14 protein-coding genes and 3 pseudogenes are annotated in these 19,270 nt (G+C 65.9%); 8 read left to right on the plus strand and 9 right to left on the minus strand.

All coding sequences use genetic code 11. The features are described from left to right. Positions 1-82: 82 nt before the first annotated feature. The 3 genes and pseudogenes from B0T44_RS12560 to B0T44_RS12570 all read right to left on the minus strand — a co-directional run bounded on the left by B0T44_RS12560 (position 83) and on the right by B0T44_RS12570 (position 3,052). Positions 83-828: pseudogene (locus tag B0T44_RS12560) on the minus strand (SDR family NAD(P)-dependent oxidoreductase). Next, a complete protein-coding gene (locus B0T44_RS12565) occupies positions 825-1,847 on the minus strand; it encodes a phosphotransferase family protein (protein WP_077115272.1) in 1,023 nt (340 codons plus the stop codon). The pseudogene B0T44_RS12560 and the gene B0T44_RS12565 overlap by 4 nt, the downstream one beginning before the upstream one ends. Continuing rightward, positions 1,844-3,052 carry an acyl-CoA dehydrogenase family protein gene (locus B0T44_RS12570; RefSeq protein WP_077115273.1) on the minus strand — a complete coding sequence of 403 codons (1,209 nt, stop codon included), beginning with the start codon at positions 3,050-3,052 and terminating at the stop codon, positions 1,844-1,846. Before B0T44_RS12570 ends, B0T44_RS12565 begins: the two co-directional genes overlap by 4 nt. 128 nt (positions 3,053-3,180) lie before the next feature. Here B0T44_RS12570 and B0T44_RS12575 point away from each other — a divergent pair, with 128 nt between their 5' ends. Continuing rightward, positions 3,181-4,095 carry a TetR-type transcription factor C-terminal domain-containing protein gene (locus B0T44_RS12575; RefSeq protein WP_077115274.1) on the plus strand — a complete coding sequence of 305 codons (915 nt, stop codon included), beginning with the start codon at positions 3,181-3,183 and terminating at the stop codon, positions 4,093-4,095. A gap of 50 nt (positions 4,096-4,145) precedes the next feature. Here the strand turns inward: B0T44_RS12575 and B0T44_RS12580 are convergent, their stop codons facing one another. Beyond that, complete coding sequence (locus B0T44_RS12580) at positions 4,146-5,111, minus strand: peptidase (RefSeq protein ID WP_175647944.1); 966 nt, start codon at positions 5,109-5,111, stop codon at positions 4,146-4,148. A 148-nt stretch (positions 5,112-5,259) separates the two neighbouring features. Between B0T44_RS12580 and B0T44_RS12585 the strand changes: the two genes are divergently transcribed. Next, positions 5,260-5,685, plus strand: a complete 426-nt coding sequence (locus tag B0T44_RS12585) for a PPOX class F420-dependent oxidoreductase (protein ID WP_077115275.1) — start codon at positions 5,260-5,262, stop codon at positions 5,683-5,685. A 316-nt stretch (positions 5,686-6,001) separates the two neighbouring features. Here B0T44_RS12585 and B0T44_RS12590 read toward each other — a convergent pair whose 3' ends face one another. Next, complete coding sequence (locus tag B0T44_RS12590) at positions 6,002-7,111, minus strand: alpha/beta hydrolase family protein (protein WP_077115276.1); 1,110 nt, start codon at positions 7,109-7,111, stop codon at positions 6,002-6,004. A gap of 218 nt (positions 7,112-7,329) precedes the next feature. On the opposite strand from B0T44_RS12590, the gene B0T44_RS12595 reads away from it, so the two are divergent. The 4 genes from B0T44_RS12595 to B0T44_RS26515 all read left to right on the plus strand — a co-directional run bounded on the left by B0T44_RS12595 (position 7,330) and on the right by B0T44_RS26515 (position 11,685). Next, complete coding sequence (locus B0T44_RS12595) at positions 7,330-8,058, plus strand: GNAT family N-acetyltransferase (protein ID WP_342749214.1); 729 nt, start codon at positions 7,330-7,332, stop codon at positions 8,056-8,058. 474 nt (positions 8,059-8,532) lie between these two features. Beyond that, positions 8,533-10,674: an RNA polymerase recycling motor ATPase HelR gene (gene helR / locus B0T44_RS12600; protein ID WP_077115277.1), complete on the plus strand. Its 2,142-nt coding sequence runs from the start codon at positions 8,533-8,535 to the stop codon at positions 10,672-10,674. A gap of 213 nt (positions 10,675-10,887) precedes the next feature. Next, positions 10,888-11,472 carry a dihydrofolate reductase family protein gene (locus B0T44_RS12605; RefSeq protein ID WP_077115278.1) on the plus strand — a complete coding sequence of 195 codons (585 nt, stop codon included), beginning with the start codon at positions 10,888-10,890 and terminating at the stop codon, positions 11,470-11,472. Between the two features lie 90 nt (positions 11,473-11,562). After that, positions 11,563-11,685, plus strand: coding sequence for a hypothetical protein (locus B0T44_RS26515; RefSeq protein ID WP_254893677.1), 123 nt, complete (start codon positions 11,563-11,565; stop codon positions 11,683-11,685). A 166-nt stretch (positions 11,686-11,851) separates the two neighbouring features. Here B0T44_RS26515 and B0T44_RS27145 read toward each other — a convergent pair whose 3' ends face one another. Beyond that, positions 11,852-12,016, minus strand: a complete 165-nt coding sequence (locus tag B0T44_RS27145) for a hypothetical protein (protein ID WP_175647945.1) — start codon at positions 12,014-12,016, stop codon at positions 11,852-11,854. A 124-nt stretch (positions 12,017-12,140) separates the two neighbouring features. Here B0T44_RS27145 and B0T44_RS12610 point away from each other — a divergent pair. After that, a pseudogene (locus tag B0T44_RS12610) lies at positions 12,141-13,027 on the plus strand (SDR family NAD(P)-dependent oxidoreductase). Positions 13,028-13,204: 177 nt separating this feature from the next. Here the strand turns inward: B0T44_RS12610 and B0T44_RS28700 are convergent. Both B0T44_RS28700 and B0T44_RS12620 read right to left on the minus strand, forming a co-directional pair. Then, positions 13,205-13,323: pseudogene (locus B0T44_RS28700) on the minus strand (IS3 family transposase); the annotation flags it as partial. Positions 13,324-13,515: 192 nt separating this feature from the next. After that, on the minus strand, positions 13,516-14,679 hold the full coding sequence (locus B0T44_RS12620) for an alpha/beta hydrolase (RefSeq protein WP_139347679.1): 1,164 nt from the start codon (positions 14,677-14,679) through the stop codon (positions 13,516-13,518). Between the two features lie 703 nt (positions 14,680-15,382). Here B0T44_RS12620 and B0T44_RS12625 point away from each other — a divergent pair. After that, positions 15,383-15,748, plus strand: coding sequence for a DUF1801 domain-containing protein (locus tag B0T44_RS12625; RefSeq protein WP_077115281.1), 366 nt, complete (start codon positions 15,383-15,385; stop codon positions 15,746-15,748). A 226-nt stretch (positions 15,749-15,974) separates the two neighbouring features. Here the strand turns inward: B0T44_RS12625 and B0T44_RS12630 are convergent, their stop codons facing one another. Further along, positions 15,975-19,109, minus strand: a complete 3,135-nt coding sequence (locus B0T44_RS12630; RefSeq protein ID WP_077115282.1) for an AfsR/SARP family transcriptional regulator — start codon at positions 19,107-19,109, stop codon at positions 15,975-15,977. Positions 19,110-19,270 lie beyond the last annotated feature (161 nt).

The raw sequence follows: 19,270 nt of genomic DNA on the forward strand, positions 1-19,270 counted from the left end.
CGCGTCATAGCCAGGTGGTGTCGACTACTGCATCCAGGCCGCCACCGCAGGTGGCGCGCGGGCAGTGCGCCACACGATGCGATTACGCGTGGTACCCGTCGGTTCCGGCTCGGGTCATGACGATATTCGGCACAACCGCTCGGGAGGACAACCGCAGTAGCGTATCGATGATCTCGACGACGTCGTTCACCGTGAGCATCTGCTCAGGCGGGATCCGATCGTGGATCCAGGCGCTCATCTCGGTGTCGACGTAGCCGGGGGAGATCGCCGTGGCGGTGACGCCGTTACCGGATTCTTCAGCGTTGAGGGTTGAGATCAGGGAGATGAGCGCTGCTTTTGCAGCGCCGTATACTGCGAGCCCGGCCTCGGAGTACACCCCGGTGATCGAAGCCAACGCGATCACCCTTGCACCACGAACACGGTCGGCCGCAGCAGCGGCACGCAGCATGGGTAACGCGCCTTGGATGAGTTGCATAGGGGCCCGCAGGTTCACAGCGAGAGTTTTGTCGAAGCGGCGTATCGACGAGTCCGCAAGCGCCCCGCTGTGCCCACCCCGGCGTTGAGAATCAGCGTCGACAGGGTCCCGTATCGATCGGCGTGCTGCTCGAGTAACCGCTCGATGTCGCTGCTGTCGGACATATCGGCGACGACCGGGGTGACCTCCGTGGCACCAGCGGCGCGTAGCTCAGCGGCCACCACGTCCAGCCGCGCGGCGTCGCGCGCAGTGATGGTGAGCGAGAACCCTTGCTGGGCAAGCCTAGTGGCGACACCAAGGCCGATGCCCCGGGATGCGCCGCTGATCAGCGCGGACTTTACGTTTCCGGTCACTGTCGGTCTCCGTTCAGTGCGCGTAGGCCGGCCGCCATGAATTCGGGTGTCGCCTCGGCCGCCCGTTCGGCGGCGGAGCCTGCATCCGAGCCGCGGAGTGCTCGGTAGCTGATGCCCTCGCCGATGATGCCGAGCTTGAAGTTGGCCAGCGCGAGGTAGAAGCCCCAGTTTCCGAGGTCACGCCCAGATACGGTGGCGTAGGTCTGGGCAAGATCGTCGGACGTGGGCAGCCGATCGCTCGTCCATGCAGCGCGCGAACCGAGCACCAGATCGAACACCGGCGCCCGGTACACACACATCAGGGCGACATCGGTGAGGGGATCACCGAGGGCGGACAACTCCCAGTCGACAACAGCGCACACCCGGCCCGGATCGGCAGGATCGAGGATCGTGTTGTCTATCCGGAAGTCACCGTGCACGATCGAGGCGGCCGAATCGGCCGGTACCGCGCTCGATAACGCGGTGTACAGCCGTTCTACGTCGGGAAGATCGCGAGTCTTGACCCGTTGCCATTGCGAGGCCCACAGGTCCACCTGACGTGCTACGAATCCTACCGGCCGCCCGAAGTTTCCCAGGCCGACCTGCTGCGGGTTCACCGCATGCAGTTCCGCGAGCACCCGGACCAGCTCGGCCACGCTCGCGGTCACCTGTTGATCGGTGAGCGTGTCGAGGTCGTCTTGGTCACGAATAACGATCCCGTCGACGTATTCGACGACAGTCATCGGCGCACCGAGCGCGGCACCGTCCGGATCGAAGGCGATCGTTTTCGCAACCGGTACCGCCGAGCCGTGCAGCGCGCTGGTGACAGTGAACTCACGCGCCATATCGTGCGCCGAGGGCGTGAGGCCGGCAACGGGCGGGCGGCGAACCACCCATCTCGACGTGTCGTCGCGGGCGGCGAAGGTCAAGTTCGATCGCCCCCCGCTGAGCAACTCCACCCGCAACTCGCCGTTTACGTCGACGCCTCGTTCCCGCAGGAATCGCTCCAGCGCAACGGCATCCATGCCCGGCAAGCTCATGCGCTGCCTCGCCGGGCCCGCTTGGCCGCGCCCACTGCGCGTTTCGCGATAGCCCACCGGTGTACCTCGGAAGGCCCGTCGTAGATCCGGAACGGCCGGACCTCGCGTGACAACCGGGCCAGTGGCAGGTCGCCGGATACTCCGAGACCTCCGCACATCTGCACGCTCCGGTCGACGATCCGGAAGATCGCCTCGGCGGCAAAGGTCTTCGCGATCGAGGTCGCGTTCCCGGCAGGTTCTCCGCGATCGAGTTCCCAGCAGGCCCGAGTCAGCAGTGCACGGGTGGCTGCGATGTCGATCTCGTTATCGGCGACCATCTTCTGCACCATGCCGAGATCACCCAGACGTGAGCCGAATCCTTGCCGCTCGGCCACGTGCGCAACGGCCACGTCGTGCGCCCGGCGCGCGGCACCCAGCCAGCGCATCACGTGCGTCATGCGTGCGGGGCCGAGGCGCACCTGTGCGTACTCGAAGCCGCGGTCGACCTCACCCAGCACCGCCGAATCCGGCACCAGCAGATCGTCGAAGAACACCTCGCAGTGCCCGCCGATCATCGACCTGTCCAGTGTGTCGAGATGGCGTCCTACCCGGATTCCGGGGCTGTCGGCGGGTGCGAGGAACATCGTCGCACCGCCCCGCTGCCCGGGCTCACCGGAGGTGCGGGCCATGATGATGAAGAAACTTGCGCCGTCGGCGCCGGTGATGAACCACTTGTGGCCGCTGATCCGCCAACCGCCTGCAGCACGGACCGCGCGAGTGGCCAGCGCCGAGGGGTCCGAACCTGCGCCGGGCGCAGGTTCGGTCATCGCGAAGGCCGACCGAACCGTGCCACGTGCGAGTGGCTCGAGAAACCGCTGTTTCTGCTCCGGATCCGCGATGTGAGCGAGCATGTGCACATTGCCCTCATCCGGCGCGGCGATATTCAGAGCCGTCGGACCGAACAGTGAGTACCCGGCCTCTTCGAATACCGGCGCCCGGTCCGACATCCCCAGCCCGTACCCGCCGTACTCGACCGGAGCATGCGGTGCGAATACTCCCGCGTCCTTGGCGGCCTGCTGCAGCTCGGCCCGCAACGTATCGCCACCGGCCGCGGAGATGTCGCCGTCGTGCGCATCTTCCACCGGCAACACCGCCTCGCGAACGAAACTGCGGGTGCGTTCGACGAGGCGTTGCACATCGGGGGGATAGGACAGATCGATCGTCATGAACCCACTCCTAGCTATTCACGACCGAACGCTCGCTCGGTTAAAGATCTCTTGAACGATGTCATGATCACGGCAAGGGTGTCAATTGGGGTTCGAAAGGCGGCGTATCGTTCAGATATTCTGAACATATGCACCGTGATGAGGCAGTGATCGGAGCCCGAGTGCGACAGGCCAGGAGGGGCGCGGGCCTGTCGCTACGTGAAGCCGCCCAGCGCAGCGATGTCAGCCCAGCTACGCTCAGCGCCATCGAGAACGGTAAGACGGGTGTCTCGGTCGCACGCCTGCGCCGGCTTGCCGCGGAATTCGGCACCACCGTGCGCTGGCTGATCGGTGACGAGCAGCCCACCACGGCCGAACCGCTCAACCACAGAAAAGCAACCCCGGGCCCGAGCCCCTCGTCACCGTACGACTGGCGCAAATTTCCACCACTCGACATCGACCCTGTGCTGGCGGCCGCCATAGAGATTTTCGTCGAAACCGGCTACCACGGTGCGACGATGCGATCGATAGCGCACCGCGCAGGTATGAGCGTTCCCGGGGTCTATCATCACTACCGCGACAAACAGGAACTACTTGTCCGTGCGCTCGACCTGACCATGGACGAGTTGCACCGCCGAGTCGACGCCGCACGAAGCGAAGCGACAACCGGCCGCGATCGCCTGGTTCACGTGGTCGAAGCGCTGGCGTTGTTCCATACCCACCGCCGCGAACTCGCGTTCATCGGAGCCAGCGAGATGCGGAGCCTGACACCCGCCAACAGACTTCGAATCGCCGAATCGCGTAACGCTATCCAGTATCTGGTCGACGACGACATCGACGCTGCCCTTGCCGAGGAGGGGTTGAAGATCGACCACGCTCTCGTCGCCGGGCGCGCGATTGCCACCATGTGCACCTCACTGCCGCAATGGTTCCGGCTCGACGGGCCCGAAACGCCCGAGCAGATAGCTGCCGAATACGCAGGGTTCGCGCTCGGATTGCTCGGCATCCGCCGAACCCAGGTTGCCGCGCCTCGAGCCGAGAAACTGCCACGCACTGGGCGTTAACGGGCCTGATACCAGTCTCGCGGGGTACGGTGGGCGCGCCGCTGGGCCTCTCACTGCGGGAAGAGGGCCAGAACCTCCGACATCACCTGCCGGGCGACGTCATCAGTGGCCGAGGAGACCTCGACGACTGGAACACGGGGGCCGAAAGCAGTGCTGTCGAGAGGTAATTCGGGGCCGACGACGGCTGAGTAGATCGGGATGCTGCGGTCGTAGAGCGAGGTGGAGCGGAACACAGTGCGGTTATCGATCTTCTCCTCGGTGCTGCGGGCCCGCACCTGGTCGGGAACGCGATACTCGTAGCCCACCGTGACGGTTTCGTCCCGGTACCGGAACAGGCATTGGGTCAGCCGGTGCTCATCGGTATCGGCGGTGCCGGTCAGTCGCGCGCGCACCGCGCACGGATCGGCGCCGAGCAGCACCGTGAGGACGGTATCGGGTGAGGTGCCCTGGGCTGGTGACTGCCGCCAGCGCTCGATCATATCGGGCAGCAAACTATCGGCGATCGCACATGGATCGTGGTCCGGAGCCGAGAGACCGAGGTAGAACGCGGCGCCCGCCGGGAACCGGGCGGTGGCGCCGCAGGCGCGCGGATCGGTGTCGCTGTCGGGGACCAGCAGGACGTTCACATCGCCCAGTTGTTTGCGGGTACCGCGGCTCGGGACGAGTGCGGGCAGCAAGGTCGTATGCCAGGTCAGGGTGCTGGCTTCGCCCGCGGCCGCGTGGCCGAGGTCGGCCTGGCACGAGTCCAGGCCGACCGTAACGTTCCGGATATCGCCGAGGCCGAGGTCGTCGAGGGTGTCGCGGGGGAGTAGTGCGCAGACGTCGATCTGGCGGGTCGCCTGGGCGACGGCCGCATGCTGTTGCGGGGTGTCGGCGGGGGCTGACCAGAATTCCGGCGGTGGGGCGGGTGACGCCGGTGATCGTGCGCCGCCGGTTCGGGTGCCGGTATCGTCACCGCAGCTCGCCACGGCGAATAACAGGGCTGTGACGAGCGTGAGCGTGCGATATATCGTCACCCTGACCTCCCTGTGTGGGCTGAGCCGGATGGTTGTCCGGCGTCGAGTCTGCGCGCATGAGCAACCGCAGCGCAATTATCCCGGTGTCTTCGGCCGGTCGGAAATGTCGGGCCGGAATAGAGCGCGGCGCGGGCGACTTGCACCCGGTATGACGCAGTTCGATCCCCGTGCCCTGCTCAGCGAAAGCCGGCTCGGCGTGCTGGCTACCATCAAATCGGACGGTCTGCCGCAGCTCTCGCCGGTGACCCCCTACTTCGATCGGGACGCCGGAGTCATCTACGTCTCGATGACCGAGGGGCGAGCCAAGACCGTGAATCTCCGCCGGGATCCGCGTGCGGCTCTGGAGGTCACCCGGGCCGACGGGTGGGCTTGGGCCACCGCAGAGGGCTCTGTCACCCTCATCGGTCCAGGCGCCGATCCCCATAGTCCAGAGGTCGAAGCATTGGTGGATTACTATCGCGCAGCCGCAGGGGAGCATCCGGATTGGGACGGATACCGCGCTGTCATGGTCTCCGACCGTCGGGTTCTGATGAAAATGTCGGTGGAGCGCATCTATGGTGAAGCCTTACGCTGACCCACTGCCCCCGAACCGGAACCATCGGGTCAGCGAGCTTTGCTCCGCGGCCTCAACCATCGATAGTCGCGGTCATCTCGCCGTCAGGTTCGTGATTCGTCCGTTGGGATGATCAGCAGGACAACTGCTTTCAACAGTGGCAGAAAGCGGTGTGGTCACGGTTCGACGATCACACAGTGGCCGACTGTTGCAGCAACGCGGTTTCCTCGAGCAGTGGGTGGCATCGACCGATGTGCGTGGGCGGTGCCGTTGGAGGATCGCCTGCCGGGTGCGCAACCCCGTGTACAAGGGGCAGCAACGACATCGGGCGGGCTGCTCAGCCGAAGTGGACCTCGGGGTTTGCGGGACTCGGGGCGTCGAGGATTGGCTGCGGCATGTTGCGCAGATGGTTGTCGAGGAAGGCGGTGACGTATCGGCGTGTCAAGTCCATCGCGCGGTTGCCGTCGATGGTTGTCTCCGGGACCTCGATACCGAGAGCCGTGGCGATCGGCGCGTAGTCGGTGAAGGACGAGTGTGACGTGCCGTCCACCGACAACCAGCGTTTCCAGCCTGTGAAGGCGTCATAGATCGCGGCCCATTTGGCGCCGTACTCGCCGTCGGGTGCGTGGTGTGGTGCGCCCATCATCAGGAACGGGCGGTCGACAGCTCGTCCGTAGGGCGTGGCAGGGAACGTTCCGTCCAGGTTGAACCCCACACGGATCCTGTCGTCTTCGGCGAGCGCGTACGGCGCGGTGAAGCCGCCCGCGGAGTGGCCGCCCATGGCGATGCGGGTCGAGTCGAGTGGCAGGCGTTCGGCCAGTTCGTCGAGGACGAAGGACACGTCCTTCGCGCGGTTGAGCGCGACCGCCGCGCCGTCCGGGCGACCTCGGCACGCCTGGCATTCGGTGATGCGGCCGTCCGGGAAGGTCACGGCGGCGGACTCGTAGGTGTGATCGATGCCGATGACGAGGTAACCGCGGCTGGCGAGTTCCTCGGCGAGGCCGGTGAGCGAGGCACGCGGCATGGTGAAGCCGGGTGAGAGCACCACTGTGGGTAGTGGCAGGCCCCATCGTGGCGCGTCGACATAGGCGTGGGTTCGTATCGTGCTGAACGCCTCCGGCGCGACGCCGGTAACGCCCAGCGAGGCGATGATGAGTGCCGATTCCTCGGGTGTGGCGTAGGCGTCCGGCCTGCCGACCGGCGCTTGGGCGGGATACCAGGCGGAGACCATCAGTTCGCGGTCACGATCCGGGACCCACGGGTCGGGTCGGTCGTCGACCAGGTGGAATTCTTGGACGCCGACCGGGAACAGTCCGGTCGGGGCGGGCAGCACCGAACCGAGCTCGGACTCGGATGTGGTGGGCGCAGCAGACCCGGGCACGGCAGCCGCGGTCCACAATGCTGGGGCGAGAATTGCTGCGAGGGCGAGGAAACGGGTGAAACCCATGGACTCACTTTCGATCGAAACGATCTTGTCCCGTCGAGTCTCGCCTTCAGCCTTGCCTCTTCGCATCGGGTAGATCCCCGAAACCGACCCTGATGAAGCCCATAATCGAAAGATAACTCCGAACATCCCAGCCCACTCGGACGCGACTCGGTGGACCGGAGATCGTAGAGCCGTGGGTTGACATGCGGCATGACAGCGTGTCCCTGCATACTCGTGACGTGGCGAACGACCAGAGGCGCAGCACAATGGTGGACTGCGACGCCGTGCTGGACGACCCGGTGGGTGAGTCATTGCGTGGTCATCACGCACACCTGGCCCGTCGGCTCGGCCGGGCTGCCACCTACCTGCCGGAGGTAGCGACCTTCGCTGCGGTAGGCACCGACCCGGACCCGCAGGAGTGGGCCGACCTGGCGCGGCTGCTCGGTCGAGGCGAGCTCGCCGACATGTTCAGCTGCGCGGCGCAACCACCGCCGGGCTGGGAGCCGGTCTTCGTCCTCGAAGGCCGCCAGATGATCTGGCCCGCCGGCAGCCGACCACATCATCCGCATGCCGAGACCGATACCGGTGTGGTCGAGTTGGGCGCGGACAGCGTGCCCGAGATGCTCGACCTCGTCGCGCGGACGCAACCGGGGCCGTTCTGGTCGCGCACCCACGAACTCGGCACCTATCTCGGTATCCGCGATCACGGCACGCTGGTGGCGATGGCAGGCGAACGACTCCGGCCACCGGGATGGACCGAGATCAGCGCCGTCTGCACCGCACCCGAAGCCCGCGGACGAGGCCACGCCGCCCGCCTGGTCCAGGCACTCGTCGCGCGGATAGTGGCTCGCGAGCAACGTCCGTTCCTGCATGTGGCCGAGACGAACACCGCCGCGATCACCCTTTACGAGCGGCTCGGCTTCCTGACCCGCAAACACGTGACCTTTCAGGGGTTCCGCACGCCGTAAAGTACTCGGCGCCGGGGATAGGTGCGGGCGGTGAAAAGGCTCGCCCCTCAGCAGTGCAGCACGTCCGCCGGACACGTCCCAGCGAGCGGGACACGCCCGGCGACGGCGTCTCTCCTTGCCAGTACCAGCCGATCCCTGCCCCACAGATCGGTGTCATACGCGTCGGTGTCATACGCGTCGACGCGCCGACTCAGAATTGGTCCGTCCACAACGGGCGAGATATGTGGGAGGAGAAAACCACTCCTTCCACTTTCAATGTATAGCGCACCCCGGGGCTTGCGGCAAGACCCGGGTGATGCCGCAGAATTGCCCGCCGAAGCCAGAACCTGCGGAAATGGGGTAACGAATTGCGTGTGTCGTTTGTCGAGGCATGGGTCGCGCGGGGACGCCGACCTGGTGATGGGTGGCCGCCACGCCCGCGCCGCCGGGGCGACAGTGGCCCCACGAAACGAATCTCACATCGGAGCTGATGACGTGACCTCCCTGACTACCAGCGCGTTCGACATCCCTGACCACCTCTCCCGCAAGGCCGACCCGACGCTCATCGCCGCCGACGAACAGCGCTTCGCGGCCATCGCGGAAAGCCTCGAGCAATCCATCGCCGACCTGAACAAACGCCTGGACGCCACCCGCAAGGCGCCCGGCCGCTTAGGCCAGGAGGTTATGGAGCGGGACTTCGAGATTCACCGGCTGACCGCACGCCTACGCACCCTGCGCCGCTTCGGTGTGGACCTGTGCCTCGGACACATCGTCAGCGCTGACGACCCGGAGCCGGTGTACATCGGACGACTCGGCCTCCTGGACAGCGCGGGAAATCAGCTGCTGGTCGACTGGCGCTCCCCTGCGGCCGAGCCGTTCTTCGGAGCGACCCATGCCAACCCGATGGGTCTGACACGTCGCCGCAGGTATCGCTGGACTCGGGGCCGGATCAGTGATTACTGGGACGAGGTGTTCACCCCAGAAGGGTTCGAAGGCAACGCCGCGCTCGATGACCAGTCCGCCTTCATCGCCAGCCTGGGTAGCAACCGTTCGGCCCGGATGCGGGACGTACTCGGCACCATTCAAGCCGATCAGGACGCCATCATCCGTGCAGGATCGCGCGGTGCTCTCGTCGTCGACGGCGGACCGGGTACAGGCAAGACCGTCGTCGCGCTGCATCGCGCCGCTTATCTGCTCTACTCCGACCCCGCACTCCGGCACGGCGTGCTGTTCGTCGGTCCGCATGAGCCTTACCTGGCCTATGTCGCCGACGTCTTACCCAGCCTCGGCGAGGAGAGTGTGCAACTGTGCACCGTGGGCGACCTCGTCGCCGAGGGCGCGGCAGCAACAACCGAGGCCGACCCGGAGGTGGCGCGCCTGAAGTCGTCTGTGGAAATGGTGCAGGCGATCGAAGCGGCCGTCAGGTTCTACGAGGAGCCGCCAAGCAAGGGAATGATGGTGGCGACCGAGTGGTCGGACATCTGGCTGAGCGCCGACGACTGGGCCGAGGCGTTCGAAGCACCAGAACCTGGTACTCCGCACAATGAAGCACGCGAGCAGATCTGGGATCTACTGCTGACGATCCTGGTGGACAAGTACGACGGCGATATTCCGGCCGCCCAGCTCAGGAAATCGCTGCTGCGAAACGACGAATTGCGCACGGCCCTCGACAACGCATGGACGTTGATCGAAGCAGCAGATCTCGTCGGGGACCTGTGGTCGGTACCCGCCTACTTACGGAAGTGCGCGCCCTGGCTCAGCCCCGATGAGGTCCGGAAGCTGCAACGCGCGAACGCCCAGCAGTGGACCGTATCCGACCTACCGCTGCTGGACGCAGCACGCCAGCGGCTCGGAGACCCGGAAGCGGCCCGCCGGACGCGCCGGTACAAGGCCGCTGTGAACGCCGAACGCGAACGCATGTCCAGCGTCATCGACGACCTGATCGCCTCCGACGACTACGGCGACGGTGAGGGCTTGATGACGCAGCTGCGGCAGCAAGACCTACAGGAGATGCTGGTCGACGATGCCGCACTGCCAAGGACGGACCCGGACTTGCTCGCCGGCCCCTTCGCGCACATCGTCGTGGACGAAGCACAGGAACTCACCGACGCAGAGTGGCAGATGTTGCTGCTCCGCTGTCCATCCCGGAGCTTCACCATTGCCGGGGACCGTGCCCAGGCCCGGCACGGGTTCACCGAGTCATGGCAGGAACGACTAGAGCGGATCGGGCTGGAGCGGAGCAGCCTGGCCTCCCTGAGCATCAACTACCGGACACCGGAAGAGGTCATGGCCGAAGCCGAGCCGGTCATCCGCGCCGTACTTCCGGACGCCAATGTGCCGACCTCCATCCGCAGCAGCGGCGTCCCCGTCGTACACGGATCCGCTTCGGACCTGGATTCGATCGTCGACACCTGGCTCACCGAGCATGCCGACGGGATCGCCTGCGTTATCGGTGTTCCGACGTTCCGCGCGACTCCCCGCGTCCGATCGCTGACGCCGGAGCTGGCGAAGGGGCTCGAGTTCGACCTGGTCGTGGTCAACTCAGATGCGTTCGGCGAGGGCGTCGGAGGAGCGGTCGACCGCTATGTCGCTATGACCCGAGCGACCCAGCAACTCATCGTCCTCACGCGCTCCTGACGTCGTCGATCAACTACCTGCAGTCGATCTTCGGGCAGTGGTCGCTTCACGGATCTTCAGGGCGCTGAAGGCGGTGTGAACATCGCGTCAGGTTGCGCGGTCGGGTGTCGGGGCCAGCATCCAGGGTTGGCGGGACTCCAGGAGTCCAACGGCGATGAGTTTCGCCGTGGTTTCCAGTCTGTATCCACACACACTGCACTCGAGGAGAACACAATGACCGCTACCTACACCTTCGACGTCTTCTCCAGCCTCGACGGCTACGGCTCCTACGGCCCCGACGGTGACTGGGGCGGCTACTGGGGCAAACAAGGCCCCGAGTTGCTCGACCACCGTCTCGCCGTGTATGGCGAGGAGCAGCGGATGGTTTTCGGGGCCCACACGTACCGGGAATTTGCGCGGATGCTGGCCTCTAGCACCGAGGGGTCCGAAGTCCGTGATCCATGGGTTACCCGGATGCGGAGTATCCCGGCAACGGTGGTGTCGACCACGCTGGACGGTCCTCTCGACTGGCCGAACGCGACCCTCGTGAGCGGTGACGCCGTCGACGTCGTCGCCCGGCTCAAGGAGGAATCCGAGGTGCCGTTGCGCTCGCACGGGAGCTTGTCGATGAACCGGGCGCTGATGGCCGCCGGCCTGGTCGATCACCTCCAGGTGACGCTCTTCCCTGTGATCACCGGTCGGACCGGAATGGCCCCGATCTTCCAGGGTGCGGCCGACTTCGACCTCGAGCTGATCGAGAGCCGGACGCTCGACGGCAACATCCAAGAGCTCATCTACCGGCCCAGCCTGCATGTCTGAGCCGTCCATGCACCCACCCGCGCCGAGAACCGGTCCCCCGCGCGTGACCCGGCTCTCGGGCTGCTCGGGTGCCTCCTACTGGCCTGCACCTTGCCGCTGTCCTCGATGCTCACCGGCGCGGCGGTCGTGGCCGCCGGAACGCTCGTCTACGGCCTGCGCCGCATCCTCACCGATGGCCCGACGATACGGCAGGACGACAGCACTCACCACTGAACCGAAAGAGGGGTACCCGTTCATGTCCACCACCGGCTTCCGGACGACCCGCTCGACAGCGATCTCCGCGCCCGCGGCGGTGGTGCTGATTCGCTTCTACGTCGGCGCCGGACACTAGTTGCTCGACGTTCGGCTTAACACAGCTGCGGTCACCACGCCGACACCCTCACATCGACCCGTCCGCAGCGTCCTCGCTGCGATCGCCGAGGACCTCACGCGCCAGTTCCCGCAACGCACGCCGGCCCTCGGCCAACGCTGCCTGCTCCGCTTCCGTCACCCGGGTACACCCGCCGCGCCCGGCCAGTTCCTCGGTCAACCACGCGCCGTGCACATCCTCGATGGCCGCATGTCATCGTCCCATTGAGCGGAACGGGCCGTCGGACGGCACCGTTCGGCAGTGCACGATGAAGGCCCCGGCGCGAACGGGGACCCACAGCAAGGCGCGGAAGTTGGTCATGGCACAGCGACTCTCGGGCAGGAACGCCCTGGTAACCGGCAGTAGCCGCGGGATAGGGCAGGCGATTGCGCAGCGCCTGGCTGCGGAAGGCGCGACCGTCGTCGTCACTGCTCGGTCCCATTCCCCGAGCCCGTCGATCCGCAACGGTGAAACTCATGTGCTTTCCGGTTCCCTGGCGGAGACCGTGCAGCTGATCGAGGCCGTGGGGGCCGGGCGATCGCGATCCCGGCAGACCTGGAGGACGCGCAGCAGCGCGCCGGCCTTGTCGACTGCGTCGTCGAGGAAATCGGTGGCCTCGACATCCTGGTCAACAACGCGGGTTTCGCCGACTACTGCGCGATCGAGAAGATGAGCGACGCGACGTTCCACCGGACAGTTCAGCACTACCTCGAGGTGCCGTTCGTGCTCAGTCGCGCCGCGATCCCGCATATGCGCAAGCAGGGCGGTGGCTGGATCGTCAACATCGGATCATCTACCGGCCTCAGCCCCATCAGGCCGTTCCGCGAGTACAACAAGACCTCCGGCGACGTCGTCTACGCCTCGGCAAAGGCCGCGCTGCACCGGTTCACCCAGGGCCTGGCGGCGGAACTGCTCAACGACGGCATCGCGGTCAACGCGGTGGGACCATCGACGGCCATCATGACCCCGGGAGCGGCCGCGCTGCTGCCGGAGGGCTACGACACCGAGCCGGTCGAGTACCTCGCGCAGACGGTGCTCGAGATGTGCACTGTGCCGGCCGCCGACCGTACCGGCCTCCTGGCCTTCAGCCTGCACTTCCCGTGCGCGACGAACACCCCGGTCATGTCGCTCGACGGACGCACCGAACTGCCTCGCCGGGAACCGCCTGTGTGGGCGAACCCGAACATTTTGCCGGAGGGCATGTGATAGGCAGCGCCTCGCTGCGATAGCAGACTCAGACGCCGATGTGCACGTGGGCAGCCCACCCACCCCGACACCTTTGCCACCGCCAAAACTCTTGCGGTTTCGATCTGCATGGCAGGCGACGCGCGAACCGCAATCGACATGCTCCATGAGGCATACAAGGCAGCGCTACAGTCCGGTCAGCGGCCCACTCTCCAGTTCGGCCTCGGCGAGCAGCCGTTTCAGTGTCGAGTTCTCTTGTTCGAGGTCTGCGAGTCGTGTAGCGACATCGGCTTCAACCCGCCGAACCGGTTACGCCACTACGTAATACGTCGGACCGCGATCAGATCCACCGGAAATCAGGCAGTCTCGTTTCATGGGATTGCCTGGGTGAGTTCGATTATGGGTGTGTTATCGCTGTGAGGAGTGGGTTTCCGCACCTTCGCCACGAGATCGAAGTGCAGGTCGGAGGTGTGCGGGGTGGCTCCGAGTTGTGATGGGCTGCCACCGTTTCATGTCACCAATCGCCCGTTGCCGGTAATGATCAACCCCATGTTCCTCAGCGCTTGGTTGTTACTGTCCCAGTAGGACTGATGATCACTCGGCTTCCAGCCCAGCGAGGTCCAGGGGCCGCGGGTTGAGTCGGTACTGAACACAGTACTGCCGAAGCCGGGACTGGTGGGGGGCGTGCCGTGGGTTTTGGGCATCAGCCGGAATGAATCGTGTTTGGCCGAGGTGGAGAATACGTGACGGTCGATATCGGCAGGGTCGACGCCGACCAGGCGCAGGTCGGCAGCGCGCTGAGCGCCTACTCCGAAGCTTCCTGCGAAAACGATGTTGTCGGCATGCAGCGGTTGCTCGGCCGCGTGCCCAGTGAGGACGGAGGCGTAGGAGAAGCCGATGACGGTGTTGTTCGACTGTGACCCCTGGTGCGTTATGCGCAGTCCTTCCTGGAAGTCGCGTAGTAACGGCGCTCCTTTCTGCGCGTAACCAGCATCGACGATTCTGCCGGCGAACGGTATGTCGTACCCGGACCACGCGATTACCGATGTTGCAGCGTTCGGATCCGCTGACAGGGCGGCCTGACGTATCTTCTCGGATGTGTCGGGTAGCCAAGGGATCATATTGGTTTTTCTCCCGGCAGGAGCGGCGAAGGTCACGACGTTCTCGGCGGTGTCGGGGTTTCCGATGGAGATCGCCGTATGGAATTCGTCATCAAGCAATGACAGGTAACGTCGTGGTGATTCGTCTGGTGACTCGAGTGCCTTCTCGATCTGGCCGTAGAATTTCACGGCCTCGGTGTCGTCTGCTGCGGCGGCTCGTTCTTCGAGCATGGTCAGGGTCTGTCGGTTGTAGTGGTCGCGGTCGGTGTGTGGGATACCGTTACGGTTGCCGATGAACGGATCCGCCCGATACAGCGCGTCCTTCTCTGCAGTCGATAGGCTGGACCACAGAGCGTGAAGATGTTCGGGGCCCCCGGGCTCGATGAGCCGGGCTGTCTGCGGAGTCGATGTGACCGCGGAGCCCTCGACGATAATCCTGCCCTCGTGATCTCTGGAGCTGAATTCGTCGATAGCACGTCGTAGTCGTCCGCTGCTTCCTTTGAAGCAGCCTTCGCCGATACCGATACTGAGATCACGAAACGCCTTCACAAGTGCGTCCTCGACGCGAAGCATATGCGCCTGGAGGATCCACTTGTGAAAAGTATGTACCACGGCTCTCCTCGGCTACCGAGCACGAGTGCGCAATGTCGTCATGGCGAGTCGGGCGAAGTGCGACCAGGCCGGTTCGGGTATCGGCTATCGCGGAGCTGAAGACGTCTATCACCTCGCCATCGCCATAGAGAAGGTCGAGGTCGATGCTGTAGAGCACGACGGTGGCAAAGGTCTTTGTCACACAGCGTATCGAGGTCGATGGCAGCGCTCGATGTGGTTGTCACGGGCGGATCCAGTCGTGATCGGGCGGTCGCGTGGCAGTTGGCATGCCTGCACGGTTTGAAATTATCCTTGCATAGATTAGCGAGTGTGCAATCCTCGTGTGAGCGACTGGTTCTGACCGGAGTAGAGGCCGGTGACGAGCCCGTTGCCGATGCGCACCGCCAGAACGGAGCGCGTGATGAGGGCACTCGTGCGTCCACTGTGTTGATCGTGGTGTTCACGGTGAGAACTTCGAGCCTCCAGACCACCTCACCCGTGGCTCCGAGCTGACCCGACGAGGGGCGCCCAAACGCCGGATTTGTCGCGCTGGAAGCGAATTCGTTGAAATACTTGCCCTGGGCTGGCCGAGGAGAGCATCCACTCTCTCGAGGCGGCCACCGATACCGATCGACGGCCATCCGGCCGGTACCGGCCATCATCATCGAGTTTTACGAAGGGCGCCATGAATAACGAAGACACCCGATACAACAATGAAGTCACCCACTACATCGATAAGGCGCTGCCGTGGCAGATCGAGGTGTGCCGGCAGTTGCGCAGTATGGTCCATGAGACGATCCCGGCGGCCGAAGAACAGATCCAGTACGGCAAACCACACTTTCTGAAGAACGGACGGCATGCCGCGGTGATCCACGTGGCGAAGAGCAAGGTGTCGTTCATGGTGTTCAACGCCTCCGAGGTCGAAGCGGTCAAAGGAGTGCTCAGGTCGATGGGCAATGGGGAACGCAAGACCGCCGATATCGTCGAGGGGCAAGATGTCGATTACGACTTGCTCGCCGCGATCTTGGCGAAGGCGAGCAGCAGCCTCTGAGCCGACTGCCACCGCGTCGAGCACCGACACGGTGGATGACCGGTTGGCCATGGCCCGCAGATACTGCGATCGGATGTCTTGCCCCGGCTCGTCCACCGGACGGCTGACCTCGCCGACAGCAGGTGCGTGAGTTCTGCGAGGGCTCGCCCGCGCTGGTCACCGGGATCGGGAAAGGCAGAACCGTCAGGTAACCGGTGGTGTGCCGACCTGTGGTCGCGTGCCGCGTTCACGAAGCGAGCGTGACCGCGATCAGCTCGGCCCGATCCGCCACCGCACCTTTCCGCATCGCCTCGGTGAACCCCTGGTCCCCGAGGTGATGTCGTGCTGTCTGCTCGATGCCCGCCACGTCCGGATGGGAACGATCGGGCAGCCCGCGTGCCGCGTTACTCGCCGCGAGCAGCCGTGCGGCCTGCTCGTACTGTTCGGCGCGCAACGCCAGATCCGCGATTCCGACGAGGACGTGGGCCATCAGGGGCGCGTGCCCCGTCGCCGACGCCGCCTGAAAAGCTGCGTCGTAATGGGTCGTCGCCTCGGCGAGATCCTCGGTGAGGCAGCCGAGCAGGACATGCACTATCGCACTGATATTCGGCTGTTCGGCATCGCTTCCGAACAGTGCGCGCGCGAGGTCGATCTGCTGATGTGCCAGCGCGGTGTCACCGCTGCACCTCGCCAGCTCTGCCCGAGTCAAAGCGACTTCGGCCAAAACCGTCGGCCAGCCGGTCTGATCCGCGCACCGCTGCGCTTCGGCCAGGGCTGCCGCGCTCTCCTCGGTCCGGCCGAGCAACTGGTACAGCTGCGCCTGTCGTGCTCGCATCGCGACCACGTCCTCGAGCGCGCCCACCTCGGTGACCACCGCGATCGCCTCATCGAACAGCGTGACGGCGCGGACGAACTCGCCGCGCATCGCGATCCGGTTGGCCAGCTCGGTCAGCGCGAACGACATCCCCCATCGCTCGCCGAGGGCACGGAACTCGGTGAGCGCCTGGGCGAAGAACTCGTCCGGCTCCGACCCGGCGTGGCCGAGCACGGTACGCAGCTTGCCCAGCTGGAGCCGGGCCAGGGCCCGCACCCACGGATCGTCGTCGTGCAGCACCGATTCGAAGGCGGGCAGAAATTCGTGCGGCCCTCCCAGCATGCGTTCCAGCGCGGCCGTGAACCGCAGCGCCGGATGGCCGCCGTCCACGTCCCGGCCGAACCGGTGCGCCTTGCGGATCCAGTCCGCGACCTGCTGCTCGTCGTTGCGGCCCGAGGACACGAAATGCACGACCAGCCCGTACACCACCGCCTTGGTCTCGTCGTCGACTTCGCCGGGTAGCTCGGTGGCCGCGATGACCAGCTCGGTGCCCTCGCCCTTGTGCCCGCCCAGCCACCAATACCAGCCCGCGGCTGCGGCGAGCCGCATCGCCCCGGCGGCGTCCCCGCTCGCGAGCGCGCCGCGCATCGCTACCGCGAGGTTGTCGTGCTCGGCTTCGAGCACGGCGAGCCACGCCAACTGTTCGGCGCGGCGCAGGTGTGGTTCTGCGGTGGCCGCCAAACCGGTGAAGTAGTCCAGGTGTGCGCGGCGGGCCGCCTCCGCCTCACCGGATTCGGCGAGTCGGTCGGCGGCATACTGCTTGATCGTCTCCAGCATGCGGAAGCGCGGGCTGTCGTCCGCGGTGACCAACAGCAGCGATTTCTCGGTCAGCGTGGTCAGCAGTTCCAGGACCTCCCACTGCTCGACCTTATTGTTGTCGGCGCAGACCTGTTCCGCCGCTTCCAGGCTCGCGCCACCGGCGAACACCGCGAGTCTGCGCAACACCAGCCGTTCGGCGTCGCTGAGCAACTCCCAGCTCCAGTCGACCACTGCGCGCAAGGTGCGATGTTGGGGAATCGCGGTGCGGCTGCCGCCGGTCAGCAGCCGGAACCGGTCGTCGAGGCGGTGCGCGAGCTGGTCGAGGGACATGGTGCGCAAGCGGGCTGCGGCCAGTTCGATCGCCAGCGGAATCCCATCGAGTGCCCGGCAGATCCGGGCCATGGTCGCCGACGTGCCCGCGTCGTCGGCGAGGTCCTTGCAGACCGCACTCGCCCGGTCCCGTAGCAGCGCGACGGCGGGAGAGGACTCGATCGCGTCAGGGTCGGCGTTCGTGGCGGGCAGAGCCAGTGGCTCGACCTGCCACAGCGCCTCACCGGTGATACCGAGCGGTTCCCGGCTCGTCGCGAGGATCCGCAGCCGCGTGCACTCGCCGAGCACGTGGTGGGCGAAGGCGGCCGCCGCCTCGATGATGTGCTCACAGTTGTCCAGGATCAACAGGGTTTCACGATCGCGGATCGCCGCGATCAGCCGATCCATCGGTTCGGCATTCGGTGCGCTGCCCAGTAGCGCGTCCCTGAGCCCGAACGCGGCCAGCGCCGACTGTGCCAGATCACTGCTGCCGTCGGCGCCGGCCAGCTCCACTAGCCAGGCACCGTCGGGCAGGTCGCCGAGCATGGTGCGCGCGGTCTCCACCGCCAGCCGCGTTTTCCCCGATCCGCCCGGCCCGGTCACGGTCGTCAGCCGGTGTGCTGCAAGGAGTTCGCGGACCGCAGCGATATCGGCGTGCTTGCCGACGAAACTGGTCAGCTCGGCGCGCAGGTTCGTGATGCGTTCCTCGGTCCGCGCCCCGACCTCGCCCCGCAGCAGCGCGACATGCAGTGCGGACAGCTCCGGCGACGGGTCGACGCCCAGTTCGTCGGCCAGTGCCTCCCGGGTGCGCTGGTACACCGTCAACGCCTCCGGGCCACGGCCCGCGGCGCCGAGAGCCCGCATGAGCGCGCCGGCCAGCCGCTCCCGCACCGGGCGCTGGGCGACCAGGTCGGTCAGCTCGGCGACCAGTTCGGGCCCACGACCCAGCCGGATCTCCGCCTCGTACAGGTCTTCCATCGCGGCCAGCCGCAGCCCGTCGAACCGGGTGATCACCGCGACGACGTCGGCGCCGTCCCCGAGGTCCTGCATCGGCGCACCGCGCCACAGGTCCAGTGCCTCACGCAGCAGCCGAGCCCGATGCGCGTCGTCGCCGCTCCGGGCTCGGTCGAGCAGCTGATCGAACCGCACGGCATCGACGGTGCCCGGGTCCACCACCAGCCGGTACCCCCCTGCCTGCACATCGAGGGAACCGTCGGGCAACACCCGGCGCAATCGGGAAACCAACGCCTGCAAAGCGTTCGTCGCGTCGGCGGGCGGCTGCTCACCCCAGATCCAGTCGACCAGCTTCGTCTTCGGAACCGCACGACCGGGTTCGAGCGCCAGCGTGATCAACAGCGCCCGCAACCGAGCGCCCGGCACCTCCAACAATCCGCCGTCGTCTGTTCGGATCTCCAGCGGCCCAAGCAACCCGATCTGCACCCGCCCATTGTGCCCGGGCTGGCCCCCTGTCCAACAGGCCGGACGTCATGTCAGCGGGGGCGTCAGGTGGGTGTCAGCTCTGTATCAGCTGCTCCCACGACAGTAGTCACATCAACGAAACAGCAACCGCAGTTCACGGGCTGCGGAAGCGGCACCACGAT

This window comes from Nocardia donostiensis (assembly GCF_002081715.1).
Classification (GTDB): domain Bacteria; phylum Actinomycetota; class Actinomycetes; order Mycobacteriales; family Mycobacteriaceae; genus Nocardia; species Nocardia donostiensis.